Raw genomic sequence first — 12,944 nt, 5'->3', positions numbered from 1 at the left:
TGCTGCTGCTGGACGAACCCGTGGCCGGCATGACCGATGAAGAGACTGCCCGCACTGCGGAGCTGTTCCTCACGCTCAAGGGCAAACATTCGCTCATGGTGGTGGAGCACGACATGGGCTTCATCCGCACCATCTCAGAGAAGGTGACGGTGCTGTGCGATGGCTCGGTGCTGGCCGAAGGCACGCTCGACCAGGTACAGGCCGACGAGCGCGTGATCGAGGTGTACCTCGGTCGGTGAAAGTATTCACTATCAAAAATATAGCTGCCGGCGCATATTGAACTAGCGCTAGCGGCCCAAAACACCCCAAGTCACCATGCTCACCGTCCAGAACATCAACCAGTACTACGGCGGCTCCCACATCCTGCGTGACGTGAGCCTCACCGCCACCCCGGGCAAGGTCACCGTGCTGCTCGGCCGCAACGGCGTGGGCAAGACGACGCTGCTCAAAAGCCTCATGGGGCTGGTGCCCATCAAGAGCGGCAGCATCAGCTTCGACGGCAAACCCATCGACAAAGCCACGCCCTACGACCGGGCGCGCGCAGGCATCGGCTTTGTGCCGCAAGGCCGCGAAATCTTCGGCCGCCTGACGGTGGAAGAAAACCTGCGCATGGGCCTGGCCTACAAAAGCGGATCGACGCCGGTGCCTGCACACCTGTACGAACTCTTCCCTGTGCTCAAGCAAATGCTCAAGCGCCGGGGCGGTGACCTGTCGGGCGGGCAACAACAGCAGCTGGCCATTGCCCGCGCGCTGGCCCCCGGCCCGCGTTTGCTCATCCTGGACGAGCCCACGGAGGGCATCCAGCCCAGCATCATCAAGGACATCGGCCGCGTGATCCGCATGCTGGCCGACCAGGGAGAAATGGCCATCCTGCTGTGCGAGCAGTACTACGACTTTGCGCAGGAACTGGCCGATGAGTACCTGGTGATGGAGCGCGGCGAAGTCATTGCCCGCGGGCCAGGTAGCGAGATGGAGGCCAAAGGCATTCGCAACCTCGTGGCGATTTAAGAGCGCACCCCCTGAGTCGCCTGGGTCGCCTGCCCCGTCTCTCGCTGCGCGGGAGGGGACGCACCCGGTGGCCTGGCGGGGCCAGTTCCACGGGTGCATTAGCGAGGGGCGTGCCAGTTTCAGAGAGCTGAAGGCAATGCCACGGCGGGGGAAGGTGCTTCCATCGCCTCCACCAGCAGTCGCGTGAAGGTGTCATGCAACGGCGAAGCCGGTGCGTTGTTCACCGTGGCGATGCCCAGCTGGTAGGCGATGCGGGGCCTGAACGGGCGCGACGTGATCGCCTCGTACGGGCAGTGCTGCGCCAGCAAGGCGTTCACGATCGAGACCCCGAGCCCCTGGGCCACGTGGGCGCAGGCCTCGCTGATGGAGTGCACCTCCAGCGCCACGCGCGGCTGCACGCGCCGCTGGCGAAAGGCCATGTCGATGTCGTGGCGGATCTGCCGCTGGCGCCCCAGCAGGATCAGGCTGACGTCGATCAGGTCGGTGGGGCTGACCTCTGCCAGGCCTTCGAGCGCATGGCCGCGGGGCATGATGCACACGGCTTCGGAGTCCAGGCTGGCGCGGGTGCTCAGTCCCTGCATTTCCATGGGCAGGCGCACGAGACCGATGTCCGCATCGCGGCTCAGCAGCGCGCGCTCCGTGTCGTTGTACGAGCCTGACAGGACCTCCAGCACCACGTCCGGGTGCGCCTGCATGAAGCGCTTGGCCAGCACCGGCATGAGCGTGGTGGCCAGCGTGCTGGGCACCGCCACCTTCAGCAGGCGCCGCTTGAAGCCGCCCAGACGCAACTGTTCGGCATGGCGGCGAAAGCACTGCGCCGAGTCCATCAGCACCTGGGCGTCGTGCAGCAGCGCATGGGCTTCGGCCGTGGGGCTCAGGCGGCCTTTTTCGCGCACGAACAAACGCAGGGCCAGGTCCTCCTCCAGCTGCGCCAGCAAGCGGCTGATGGCGGGCTGCGACAGCCCCATGCGCTCGGCCGCGCCGGTGGTGGAGCCGCTGAGCATGATGGCCTGGAAGGCCTCGAGTTGCTTGAAGTTCATGGGGTGGAAAAGGGGCAGACGTTCGGGTATGCAGGCAGCCAGCCTGCATCTTTGCACTGCTGCCACGACAGCGCAAACCTGCGGTCTATTGCATAGGGTCATCAGCGTTCGTCATAGCGTTGTGGCCGAGCACCTCGCTCCACAGAATCGGCGGCGTCATCAGCCAACCTGGCACCACCCCTTCAAGGAGCAAGATTTCATGAGGCGCTCATTTCCCTTCGCGCTGGCCGCCTGCGGCCTTTCCGTTTCGGCTGCTGGGCCCGCTGCCGCACAGGACCTGCAGGTCCTGCAGGTCTACGGCCAGGTGCGGCTCACCGTCAACAACGTGAAGACCGGCAACGCCGGCTCCGTGACTGAAGAGCGCGACAACGCATCCCGCCTGGGCTTTCGCGGCAAGGAGGACTTGGGCGACGGCCTGGCCGCCCTGTTCGGCCTGGAGATGGGGCTCGAAGCCGACTCCGGCGCCGCCACCACGCCAGCCTTTCGCAACAGCTATGCCGCCTTGCGCGGCAGCCTGGGCACGGTGGCGCTCGGACGGCTCGATTCCGCCAACCCGACCGGCTCGCCGCTGTACTCGCAAGTCACGCGCATCACCTCGTTCGCCGCCAACGATGCCGGGGCCACGGCCATCGGCACCTCCATCCTGAACGCGCGCAACCGCACGTCCAACGCCATCGGCTACCAAAGCCCCACCTGGGGCGGCGTCAACCTGCGGGCGCGCTACTACCTGCGCGGTGATGCCAAGACGCCCGAGCAGGAAAACGGCGCCAAGTCGCTGGACCTGGGCCTCAACTATGCCGACGGGCCCTGGTCGGCAGGCATCGGCTACGGCAAGGACACGCGCCCGGGTGGCCTGCTGGCCAACGAGTTCTCGAGCAAATGGCAGGCCGGCGTACGCTACGACTTTGGCGCGATCGAGCCCTATGTGCTGCTGGGCCGTGATACCTACGCCAGGACGTCGGCCACCACCCGCGCCGATGTGGACTACTGGCTGGTGGGCACCCGCTTTTCAGCTGGCCAGCACGCCATCGTGGTCAACGTGATGCAGCGCGATGTGCAGGCGTCGCTGCGCGGCCTGCGCAAGCGCCAGCAGGTAGCCTATACCTATGCTCTGTCCAAACGCACCGAGCTGCAGGCCTTCATCGACCGCGACGGCGTCGATTCGAGCCGCAGCAATGTGTCCGTGCGCGCCATTGGCGCGGGAGTTCGCCATGATTTCTGATAACAAGCACCGCATGATTCCCTGGATGTCCCGCATGCCGCAAACGCTCGCGCTGTTGTGTTCCTTCATGCTGTGCCACCCGCTGATCGCGGGCGCGGCCGAGTTCCCCGAGAAGCCCGTGCGCATCGTGATTCCGTTTCCAGCAGGGGCAGCTGCGGACACGGCCATGCGTGTGGTGGCACGCAAGATGTCGGACCAGTGGCGGCAGCCTGTCGTCATCGACAACCGGCCCGGTGCGCACGGCTTCCAGGCGGTCTCCTCGGCGCCGGCCGACGGGTACACGCTGCTGATGGGCGCAGGTTCCGGCATGGTGACGGCGCCGCTGCTGTCCAGCAAGCTCACGTACAACCCGTCGCGCGACTTCGTGCCGGTGGGGCGGGTGGTGGTCAACGTGCCCATCCTCACCACACACCCAAGCCTGCAGGTTCGCACGGTGCAGGAGCTTATCGAGCTGGCGCGCAAGAACCCTGGCGGCCTGAACTACAGCACCAGCGGCAACGGCAGTCCGGGGCATTTGTCGATGGAGATGTTCCAGGCGGCCACCGGCACGCGCATGGTGCAGATCCCGTACAAGGGCGGCGGCCCGGCGGTGAACGAGCTGGCGGGCGGGCATGTGCAGCTGGGCATCAATGCGGTGCCCAGCGTGGCTGCGCATATCAAGGCGGGCAAGCTGGTGCCGCTGGCGGTGGCCAGCGCCAAGCGCTCGCGCGCCTTCCCGCAGGTGCCGACCATGGCCGAGGCGGGCCTCAAGGACTTCGAGTACGACATCTGGTACGCCCTGTTCGCGCCCACCGGAACGCCGGCGGAGGCGGTGCAAAAAATCAGCAAGGTGCTGCGCGCATCGCTGGCCGATGCGGAGGTGACCGCCTCGCTGGTGGCGCAGGGTGCGGAGCCCGCGCCCACCACGCCGCAGGAGCTCGGCCGCTTCATCCAGGAAGACACGGCGCGCTGGGCCAAGCTGGTCAAGGACCGCAACCTCAAGCTCGACTGAGGCAGGACCTTCCATGACCACGATGATGAATTCAATGGCGCCGTCTGCCGCCCCGGCCGGTGTGGGCGGGGTGGTGCGGCACACCCGCCGGGTGCCCATGCGCGACGGCGTGCACCTGGCCACCGATGTGTATCTGCCGGCCGGCCACACCGGCCACACCGGCCACACCGGCCCCCTGCCGGTGCTGCTGGAGCGCACACCCTACGGCAAAGACGAACCCACCCGGCGCGAGCGCACCGCCGCCAACCCCGCACCCCTGCGGCGCGGCGAGGTGGCCGAGCGGTTTGCCCGCGAGGGCTACGCGGTGGTGGTGCAGGACTGCCGGGGCCGCTTCGACTCCGAGGGGCAGTTCACCAAATACCTGGGCGAGGCCCACGACGGCGCCGACACCATGGCGTGGATCGTGGCGCAGCCCTGGTGCAACGGCGCCGTGGGCACCTACGGCCTGTCGTACGCGGCACACACTCAGACGGCGCTGGCCAGCCAGCGGCCCGCCGGGCTCAAGGCCATGTTTCTCGAATGCGGCGGCTTTGCCAATGCCTACCGGGGCGGCATCCGCCATGGGGGTGCTTTCGAGCTCAAGCAGGCCGTGTGGGCCCTGCGCAATGCGCGCAGCGGCAGCAACAGCCTGAGCGACGCCGCCCGCCAGGCGCTCGACCAGGCAGACATCGGCGAATGGTTCTTGCGCCTGCCCTGGACGCGCGGCGATTCGCCGCTGCAGTGGGCGCCCGAGTACGAGGACTATCTCTTCGGCCAATGGGAGCGCGGCAGCTTCGACGACCATTGGCGCCAGCCCGAGCTGTATGCGGCAGGCCACTATGGCGCCTTCGAAGGCGTGGCCGTGATGCTGATGTGCGGCTGGTGGGACCCCTATGCGCAGACCACCACCGACAACTACCTCGGGCTCTCGCAGCGCGGGCAGGGCGACGTGCGCATGGTGCTGGGCCCCTGGACGCATGGCGAGCGCAGCGTGCCGTACGCGGGCGATGTGGACTTCGGCCGCGATGCGGTGCTGGATGGCACGCTCGCTCCCGACTACGTGCACATGCGGCTCGCGTGGTTCAACCACTGGCTGCGCGGGCAGCCGCTGCCCGAGGGGCAGGACGATGCCGTGCGCTACTTCCGCATGGGCGGGGGCACGGGGCGGCGCACGCCGCAAGGCCGGCTCGACCATGGCGGCATCTGGCGCAGCGCGGCCCGCTGGCCTGTACCGGCGACCACGCCGGTGCCCTGGTACCTCGCGCCGGGCGGGCTGCTGTCGCAGTCCGTACCGCAGGCCGAGGCCCAGGCCGGTTTTTGCTTCGACCCCGCAAGGCCGGTACCCACCATCGGGGGCTCCGTCACCTCGGGCGAACCGCTGATGGTGGCCGGTGCCTACGACCAGCGCACGCACGACGGGCTGTTCGGTGCGCAGGCGCCGTTCGGGCCGCTGGCGGGCCGGGACGACGTGCTGGTGTTCCAGACGCCGCCGCTCGACGGCGATGTGGAGATCACCGGCCCGGTGACCATCGCGCTGTGGGTGTCGTCCACCGCACCCGACACCGACTTCACGGCCAAGCTGATCGACCAGTACCCGCCCAGCGAGGACTACCCCGAGGGGTATGCGATGAACCTGACCGACGGCATCCTGCGCTGCCGCTACCGCGACTCGTGGGAGCAGCCGGGGCTGATGGCGCCTGGCGAGGTGGTGGAGATCACCATCGAGCCCATGCCCACATCCAACCTCTTCCGTCGAGGCCATCGGATACGGCTCGACATCTCGAGCAGCAACTTCCCGCGGTTCGACGTCAACCCCAACACCGGCGCTCCGGAGGGCAGTGCGGGGCCACGGGTGGTGGCGTTCAACACCGTGCACATGGGGCCGGGGCGTGCGTCCTGTGTGGTCTTGCCGATGCAGCCCATGGCGTCTGCCGAGGACTCCCCCGCGCGGTGACCCAGGGCGCCCGGGCGGCGGCTCAGCGGCGCGTCGCCGGGGGCGCCGCGCCACGCCAGCGCGACACGCTCTCCATGATCAGCACCGTGCACACCATCCACGTGCCGCCCAGCAGCCAGCCTGCCAGCACATCACTGGCGTAATGCACGTGCAGCACCACACGGCTCCAGCCGGTGGTGAAGATCAGCGCGCCGGCCAGCACCACCGCAGGCAGGTGCCAGGCGCGGGGCAATAGCCGCGTGGCCAGGTAGGCCAGCATGGCATAGGCCACCATCGATGCGCTGCTGTGCCCACTGGGAAAGCTGTAACCGCTGGCCTCGGCGATGCCGTGCGTGTGCTCGGGCCGCACGCGCTCGAACAGACGCTTCAGCACCTTGGTCAACGCGCCGTTGCCCGCCATGGCCACCAGCCAGCCAGTGGCCAGCAGGCGGTGCCGACGCAGCCACAGCAGGGCTGCCACGCCCAGTGCCAGCGCGGTCAGCACCCAGGTGTCGCCCAGGTGGGTGAGGGTGGCAAACCATTGCAGCACGGCGGCGGATGCCTGTGCTTGCAGGCCTGCGGCCAGTGCGTCGTCCAGTGCGCCCCAGGTGCCCGGGGCGCGCCCGCTTTCGGCCAGCTCTGCCAGCACGGCACCTGCCAGAGCCAGCGTGCAGGCCGATGCGGCCATGGCGGCCACCAACACCCAGCGCGCTTGCGCCGGAAACATGCGACCCAGCGGGGCGCCCGCGTGTTGTCGCAGGCGGCGCAAGCCGGTCAAGGCGACGCTACCCAGCAGGGCAAACGACAGCACGCCAGCCATCCACCAGCCCAGGGGGTGTTGCGCCAGCAGGGCGCCGATGTCGGTGGCGGCCAAAGCGCTGGAGGTTGTGGTCATGGAGATAGTGGGTCCTTTCTTCGGATGCACCTGCAGGGCGGGCGGCCCCTGGAGAGAAGCCGTGGGTTGTACCGAAGTTCCCAGCATCCCGTTGCATGGTGGGTGTATTGCATCGTCGCTGCCGCTGTCGGAGCCGGCTGACAAAGGGTAGGCGTGGCTACCGGCTGCACGGGGGTCAGCCGTTTGTCACCATGGAGTGCCCTGCAATCCGTGTTGGCGCTCATGGTGTGGTGTGGGCCTGCGGGCTCGCCCGGTCGCTGCGATTGGCTCAGCGCGGTGTGGGGTTGCTCTTGTTTGTTGCAGAGTTTTTGAATGACACCTTCGGAACACGCCCTCCCTCCCCAGCCCCGTGGCCCCATCCATCTGGTGGTGCCACGGCGGCCAGGTGCCGACCTGGACCTGCTGCGCGCCAAGCTCGAAGGTGTGCCTGCCCTGCAGGCGCACGACGTCGTGTGGCACGTGCCTGACCGGCGCGCCGACATCGTGCAGCTGGCCGAGCAAGCCGCCCAGGCCGCGCAGGACGATGGCGGACTGGTGGTGGCCGCCGGGGGTGACGGCACCATCAACGCGGTGGCGTCGGCCGCGCTGCGCGCCGGGGTGCCGCTGGGGGTGGTGCCCATGGGCACCTTCAACTATTTCAGCCGCGAGCACGGTCTGGCGCTGGACCCCGAGACCGCCGTGCAGGACCTGCTGCAGGCGCTGCATGCCGGGGACCTGCGGCCGGTGCAGGTGGGGTTTGTGAACCGCCGCATGTTTGTGGTCAACGCCAGCGTGGGCCTGTACCCCAAGATGCTGGCCGACCGCGAGATGGCATCGCGCCGCTTTGGCCGCAAGCGCTGGGTGGCCATAGCGGCGGCGGTGTGGAGCCTGTTTCGTCCCGCATCGGGCCGCCGCTGGCGCGTGGTGATGAAGACGCACCAGGGCGCCGAGGCGCAGCAGGAGGAGCATCTGGTCACCACCCTGTTTGTGGGCAACAACCCCTTGCAGCTGGACCGCATGGGCCTGCCGCAGGCGCAGAAGGTGGCAGACGGCGGGCACTTGGCCGTGGTGATGCTCAAGCCCCAGGGGCGCTGGGCCATCGCCCGCACTGTGTGGAACGCGGCCACCGGCCAGCTCGACAAGGACAACGCGGTGGTCAGCATGGCGTGTGCCGAGCTGACCGTGGCGCCCGCCAGCTGGCGGCCCCCGCAGGTCAAGGTGGCGTTTGACGGCGAGCGGGAGTGGATGGCGCCGCCCCTGCATTTCCGCATCAGTGCGCGGCCGCTGTGGCTGGTGGCACCGAGCCCGCTGGTGCGCGATGGTGCAGCGCAGACCCCACCACCAGAAGAGACCGCTTTCGCAGCCTCCGCAACCGACACGCCTGCGCCCGGCATTACCCCCGCCCCCGGCTTGCTGCCTGCATGATGGGGCCCCCCGTGCGCCTGCCCACTGCCTGCGACCACCTGCCATGACTGTTCTGATGCACCTGTCGGACTTGCACTTCGGTGCGCACGACCCGTTGGTGTGTGCTGCTGTGCAGCGGCTGGCGCAACGCCTGGGGGTGGCAATGGTGGTGGTGTCGGGCGACCTCACGCAGCGCGCCACGGCCGAGCAGTTTGAGCAGGCCGCGCGGTTTGTGCAGGGCCTGCATGCGCGCAGCACCCTGGTGCTGGCGGGCAACCACGACCTGCCCCTGTTTGCGTGGTGGATGCGCTGGGGCCGTTCGTACGAAAGGTTCTCCGAACAGTTCGGCATGGACCAAGAGCCGGTACGGCAGATGGGAGCGTTCTACGTGGTGGGCGTGAACACCACGCGTGCCTGGCGGCACGAGCGCGGCAGCCTGTCGTCTGCCCAGATCGAGCATGTGGCGCTGCTGCTGGCGCGTGCACCCCCGGGTGCATGGCGCATTGTGGCCAGCCACCACCCGTTGGTAGCGCGCGACGCCGAGGACCGCGACCACCGCCCCCACCGCGCCGACGAAGCCGTGGAGCGCTGGCGCATTGCTGGCGCGCAAATGCTGCTGTCCGGCCATGTGCACCAGCCGCGCCTGTTACAGCCAGTGCCGGGGCTGTGGGCCAGCAGCGCGGGCACGGCGGTGTCGCACCGCCTGCGGCACGGCAGCCCCAACAGCCTGGTGGTGCTCAGCACCGAGGCATCGGGCGCTGTGCCAGACGGCCAGGCGAGGGTGGCCGCACGGTGGGACTATGACGGCGCGGTGGGCGAGTTTGTGTGTGTGGACCGGGTGGCTGCCAGGTGACGGCGGAAGACGCATCAATTGCTATGTTGTTGATAGCATTTGATGCATATGGATGTAGCGCTACAAGCCAAAAAGACCCAATTCTTCTACCGGGAAGCGCTGCGGCGCTGCTGGCACGCCCCACACCGGTTTGCTGATAGCGGGCAGGTGCCGCTGACCTCGCTGTTGCTGCTTTGCCCGGGGTGTTTTCACCGGTTGACCAGCCGTGGGGCGGCGCCTATTCTGGGCGGAGAAGGGCAGGCATTGCCTTTAGAACCTGAACAGGTTCTTACCCCCACCCACAAAAACCCGGCCGCTCCACGCCCCAGACCTCCATGCACAAAGAATTCCACCACGACGCTGTGCGCCGCCTGCAGGCGCTGATCGAACGCGAAACCGGCAAGCCGCTGGGCGAGGCGGCGCAGGCCGAGATGGCGGGCATCCTGCACGGCATGGAAAACCCCGAAGGTGCTGCCGCCACCGGCCTGGAGGTGGCGCCGCGCGAGGTCACCATCCTGCTCGCCGACCTGCGCGGGTTCACCGCGCTGTCGGGCTCACAGCCCGCGTCGGTGGTCATTGCGGCGCTCAACCGCTGCCTGGCACGGCTGTCGGAGGTGGTGTTCAAGTACCAGGGCACCATCGACAAATTCATGGGCGACTCGATCATGGTGCTGTTCGGCGCCCCGGTGGCCCGCGACGACGATGTGGACCGCGCGCTGCTGTGTGCGGTGGAGATGCAGATCGCCATGCGCGAGCTGAACCTGGCCCACCTGACCGAGCGCCTGCCGGAGGTGTTTCTGGGCATTGGCGTGAACACGGGCACGGTGATGGCCGGGCGCTTTGGCTCGGATGTGTATTCCGAATACACGGTGATCGGCGAGGCCGTGAACCTGGCGTCGCGCATTGAGGCGCTGAGCCTGCGGGGCCAGGTGCTCATCAGCGACTCCACCTACCAGCGCTGCTGGGGGCTGGTGTCGGCGTCTGCGCCCATGCAGGTGTTTGTCAAGGGGCGCACGCAGCCCGTCAGCCTGCGCGAGCTGATCGCCATCCCTTCTCACAAGCTCAAGGTGCCCCGCCAGGAGTTCCGTCGCAGCCACCGTGTGGACGCGCGCCTGCCCTGCCTGTGCCAGCGCATGCAGGACAAGATCGTGGTGCCCCACATCGTGCACGGGGCCATCCGCGACATTGGCTACCACGGCCTGCTGGTCGAGCTGATCGAGCCACTGGAACCCCATAGCGAGATCAAGCTGGAGTTCGAGCTGCCGCTGGTGGACTACCGCGTGGCCGATGTGTATGCGCGGGTCATCACCCTCAAGCAAGAGGGCGACGAATGGGTGGCCGGGCTGGAGTTCACCTCCATCAGCGCCGAGTGCCGCGCCAAGGTGCAGATGTTTGTGCAGCTGCTGGTGGCGCACTGACGCGCGCGCACACCGCACCGCTGGCCGTTCAGCATCCCAGCAGGCTGGCGAGATCGTTCAGGTCCTGGGCGTGCAGGTCGTTGCCCGGCTGCGGCGACACATCCTTGGGCTGTGCCACGCCAAACTCATGTGGCCGTTCGATGTACGCCGTGCGCAGGCCACAGCCCCGCGCAGCGGCCAGGTCGTCGTGGTGCGCCGCCACCAGCGCCACCTGGTGTGGTGGCAGGTCAAACACCCGCGCCACGCCCAGGTAGGTGTCGGGATGCGGCTTGTAGGCCTTGAACACCTCGGCGCTCAACACACAGTCCCAGGGCAACCCGGCGCGCTTGGCCATGTTGGTCAGCAGGCCGATGTTGCCGTTCGATAGCGTGGTGATGGTGTAGCGCTGCTTGAGCCGCGTCAGCCCCTGCACGCTGTCGGGCCAGGTATGGAGCCGGTGCCACGCGCGGTTGAGGTGGTGGCGCTCCGCCTCGCCCAGGTGTGCCAGCCCAAAGCGCGGAAGGATCTCGTCCAGGATTTGCCGGTGCAGGGCATCGATCAGCGTCCAGCCCTGTTCGCCGCGCATCACCCGCGCCATGGCGGGCTGGTAGCCCGCGCGCCACGCCAGTGCAAACGCATCGGCGTCTACCTGGGGATAGAGTGCCCGCACCTCGCGCGCAATGCTGCCGTGCCAGTCCACCACGGTGCCAAAGATGTCGAAGGCCAGCACCTGCACCTGGGCAAAGGGATGGTCGGCAGGCAGGGCTGTGGGGCTGGTGGGTAAGGTGGTGCTCATGCGCCCATCGTAGAGGGGGCGGCGATCCTTCCTTCCAACTGCGGCATTGCCGCCACACTGCGCACAAAGGGCTGGAGCGCTACCCGCAGCTTGCGCTACATTGGCTGCGGGCTGGCCTTTCTGCCAGCCACGTCGCTCGGACGGTTCCGGGCGCTTACGTGAAAGTCACACCGCATGTCTGCATCGCAGGGCAAGCGCCGTTTTGCGCGCATCGATCGCCTCCCTCCCTACGTCTTCAACATCACGGCCGAGCTGAAACTCGCCGCCCGCCGCCGGGGCGAAGACATCATCGACATGAGCATGGGCAACCCCGACGGGGCCACACCACCGCACATCGTCGCCAAACTCACCGAAGTGGCCCAGCGGCCCGATACCCACGGCTACAGCGCCAGCAAAGGCATCCCGCGCCTGCGCCGCGCCATCAGCCACTGGTACAAGGACCGTTACGCGGTGGACATCAACCCCGACACCGAGGCCATCGTCACCATCGGCTCCAAGGAGGGCCTGGCGCACCTCATGCTGGCCACGCTGGACCGGGGCGACACCGTGCTGGTGCCCGACCCCAGCTACCCCATCCACATCTACGGCGCGGTGATTGCCGGTGCCGACATCCGCAGCGTGCCCGTGGCGCCCGATGTGGACTTTTTTGCCGAGCTGGAAAAGGCCATCCGCGGCAGCTACCCCAAGCCCAAGATGATGATCTTTGGCTTCCCGAGTAATCCCACGGCGCAGTGCGTGGACCTGAGTTTCTTCGAGCGCGTCATCGCCCTGGCCAAGAAGCACGACATCCTGGTGGTGCATGACCTGGCCTACGCCGACATCGTGTACGACGGCTACCGCGCGCCCAGCATCATGGAAGTGCCCGGCGCCAAGGACGTGGCGGTGGAGTTCTTCACACTCAGCAAAAGCTACAACATGGCTGGCTGGCGCGTGGGCTTCATGGTGGGCAACCCCGACCTGGTGGCCGCGCTGGCGCGCATCAAGAGCTACCACGACTACGGCACCTTCACGCCCCTGCAGGTGGCCGCCATCGCTGCGCTGGAGGGCGACCAGCAGTGCGTGAAAGACATCGCCGCCCAGTACCAGCGCCGCCGCGACGTGCTCTACAAGGGCCTCACCGAAGCCGGCTGGGCCGTGGACTGCCCCAAGGCCAGCATGTACATCTGGGCCCGCATCCCCGAGCCGTATCGCGCGCTGGGCTCGCTGGAATTTGCGCGGCAACTGCTGGACAAGGCCAAGGTGTGTGTGTCGCCAGGCATCGGCTTTGGCGACCAGGGGGATGAGTACGTGCGCTTTGCGCTCATCGAGAACGAGGCGCGGATTCGGCAGGCGGTGCGGGGGATTCGCGCCATGTTCAAGGCGGATGGTTTGTTGAAGCTGCCCCCGGTGATACCCGCCTGAGAAAGGCGCCGCAAGGCGGCGCTGAAACCCGTTGCAACGACTGCTTACGGCATTGGCATGCGCCGCC

11 protein-coding genes and 2 pseudogenes are annotated in these 12,944 nt (G+C 67.8%); 9 read left to right on the top strand and 4 right to left on the bottom strand.

Annotated elements, in window-relative coordinates; translation table 11 throughout:
* Together DBR23_RS11375 and urtE are read left to right on the top strand one after the other, a co-directional pair.
* Positions 1-239, top strand: a pseudogene (locus DBR23_RS11375) (ABC transporter ATP-binding protein); the annotation flags it as partial.
* 76 nt (positions 240-315) lie between these two features.
* Positions 316-1,008, top strand: a complete 693-nt coding sequence (urtE, locus tag DBR23_RS11370; RefSeq protein WP_056060636.1) for an urea ABC transporter ATP-binding subunit UrtE — start codon at positions 316-318, stop codon at positions 1,006-1,008.
* A gap of 119 nt (positions 1,009-1,127) precedes the next feature.
* On the opposite strand, the gene DBR23_RS11365 is transcribed toward urtE, so the two are convergent.
* Complete coding sequence (locus DBR23_RS11365; RefSeq protein ID WP_056747358.1) at positions 1,128-2,048, bottom strand: LysR family transcriptional regulator; 921 nt, start codon at positions 2,046-2,048, stop codon at positions 1,128-1,130.
* 199 nt (positions 2,049-2,247) lie between these two features.
* On the opposite strand from DBR23_RS11365, the gene DBR23_RS11360 reads away from it, so the two are divergent.
* The 3 genes from DBR23_RS11360 to DBR23_RS11350 are packed head-to-tail and all read left to right on the top strand — an operon-like array spanning position 2,248 to position 6,194.
* Positions 2,248-3,270 (top strand): porin, encoded by a 1,023-nt coding sequence (locus DBR23_RS11360; RefSeq protein WP_108498317.1) that lies wholly within the window; start codon positions 2,248-2,250, stop codon positions 3,268-3,270.
* Between the two features lie 25 nt (positions 3,271-3,295).
* Entirely contained in the window at positions 3,296-4,261 is a 966-nt protein-coding gene (locus DBR23_RS11355; protein ID WP_056747718.1) for a tripartite tricarboxylate transporter substrate binding protein, read from the top strand.
* Between the two features lie 13 nt (positions 4,262-4,274).
* Positions 4,275-6,194, top strand: a complete 1,920-nt coding sequence (locus DBR23_RS11350; protein ID WP_233250402.1) for a CocE/NonD family hydrolase — start codon at positions 4,275-4,277, stop codon at positions 6,192-6,194.
* 22 nt (positions 6,195-6,216) lie between these two features.
* On the opposite strand, the gene DBR23_RS11345 is transcribed toward DBR23_RS11350, so the two are convergent.
* The gene (locus DBR23_RS11345; RefSeq protein WP_108498315.1) at positions 6,217-7,068 is read right to left on the bottom strand and encodes a phosphatase PAP2 family protein; all 852 of its coding nucleotides are present in this window, start codon (positions 7,066-7,068) and stop codon (positions 6,217-6,219) included.
* Positions 7,069-7,380: 312 nt separating this feature from the next.
* Here DBR23_RS11345 and DBR23_RS32265 point away from each other — a divergent pair.
* Positions 7,381-7,755 (top strand): annotated as a pseudogene (locus DBR23_RS32265) (diacylglycerol kinase family protein); the annotation flags it as partial.
* Here DBR23_RS32265 and DBR23_RS32260 read toward each other — a convergent pair.
* Entirely contained in the window at positions 7,701-8,318 is a 618-nt protein-coding gene (locus DBR23_RS32260) for a hypothetical protein (protein ID WP_353937047.1), read from the bottom strand. The pseudogene DBR23_RS32265 and the gene DBR23_RS32260 sit on opposite strands and share 55 nt — an antisense overlap.
* A 197-nt stretch (positions 8,319-8,515) precedes the next feature.
* Here DBR23_RS32260 and DBR23_RS11335 point away from each other — a divergent pair, with 197 nt between their 5' ends.
* Complete coding sequence (locus DBR23_RS11335) at positions 8,516-9,304, top strand: metallophosphoesterase (RefSeq protein ID WP_233250401.1); 789 nt, start codon at positions 8,516-8,518, stop codon at positions 9,302-9,304.
* Positions 9,305-9,618: 314 nt separating this feature from the next.
* Positions 9,619-10,701 carry an adenylate/guanylate cyclase domain-containing protein gene (locus DBR23_RS11330; RefSeq protein ID WP_108498312.1) on the top strand — a complete coding sequence of 361 codons (1,083 nt, stop codon included), beginning with the start codon at positions 9,619-9,621 and terminating at the stop codon, positions 10,699-10,701.
* 28 nt (positions 10,702-10,729) lie between these two features.
* On the opposite strand, the gene DBR23_RS11325 is transcribed toward DBR23_RS11330, so the two are convergent.
* Positions 10,730-11,476: a haloacid dehalogenase type II gene (locus DBR23_RS11325; RefSeq protein ID WP_108498311.1), complete on the bottom strand. Its 747-nt coding sequence runs from the start codon at positions 11,474-11,476 to the stop codon at positions 10,730-10,732.
* A gap of 174 nt (positions 11,477-11,650) precedes the next feature.
* Between DBR23_RS11325 and alaC the strand changes: the two genes are divergently transcribed.
* Positions 11,651-12,877, top strand: a complete 1,227-nt coding sequence (alaC, locus tag DBR23_RS11320) for an alanine transaminase (protein ID WP_056060663.1) — start codon at positions 11,651-11,653, stop codon at positions 12,875-12,877.
* The last annotated feature ends 67 nt before the right edge of the window (positions 12,878-12,944 follow it).

The sequence above is a fragment of the Acidovorax sp. HMWF018 genome (genome assembly GCF_003061035.1).
GTDB classification, from domain to species: domain Bacteria; phylum Pseudomonadota; class Gammaproteobacteria; order Burkholderiales; family Burkholderiaceae_C; genus Acidovorax; species Acidovorax delafieldii.
This window is presented reverse-complemented; position numbering and strand designations above follow the sequence as displayed.

Bases quoted from the DNA above. Each gene is read 5' to 3' on its own strand.
- DBR23_RS32260 (WP_353937047.1), bottom strand. From the start codon at position 8,318: ATGCGGAAATGCAGGGGCGGCGCCATCCACTCCCGCTCGCCGTCAAAC.
- DBR23_RS11335 (WP_233250401.1), top strand. From the start codon at position 8,516: ATGACTGTTCTGATGCACCTGTCGGACTTGCACTTCGGTGCGCACGAC.
- urtE (WP_056060636.1), top strand. From the start codon at position 316: ATGCTCACCGTCCAGAACATCAACCAGTACTACGGCGGCTCCCACATC.
- DBR23_RS11355 (WP_056747718.1), top strand. From the start codon at position 3,296: ATGTCCCGCATGCCGCAAACGCTCGCGCTGTTGTGTTCCTTCATGCTG.
- DBR23_RS11350 (WP_233250402.1), top strand. From the start codon at position 4,275: ATGACCACGATGATGAATTCAATGGCGCCGTCTGCCGCCCCGGCCGGT.
- DBR23_RS11330 (WP_108498312.1), top strand. From the start codon at position 9,619: ATGCACAAAGAATTCCACCACGACGCTGTGCGCCGCCTGCAGGCGCTG.
- alaC (WP_056060663.1), top strand. From the start codon at position 11,651: ATGTCTGCATCGCAGGGCAAGCGCCGTTTTGCGCGCATCGATCGCCTC.
- DBR23_RS11360 (WP_108498317.1), top strand. From the start codon at position 2,248: ATGAGGCGCTCATTTCCCTTCGCGCTGGCCGCCTGCGGCCTTTCCGTT.
- DBR23_RS11365 (WP_056747358.1), bottom strand. From the start codon at position 2,048: ATGAACTTCAAGCAACTCGAGGCCTTCCAGGCCATCATGCTCAGCGGC.
- DBR23_RS11345 (WP_108498315.1), bottom strand. From the start codon at position 7,068: ATGACCACAACCTCCAGCGCTTTGGCCGCCACCGACATCGGCGCCCTG.
- DBR23_RS11325 (WP_108498311.1), bottom strand. From the start codon at position 11,476: ATGAGCACCACCTTACCCACCAGCCCCACAGCCCTGCCTGCCGACCAT.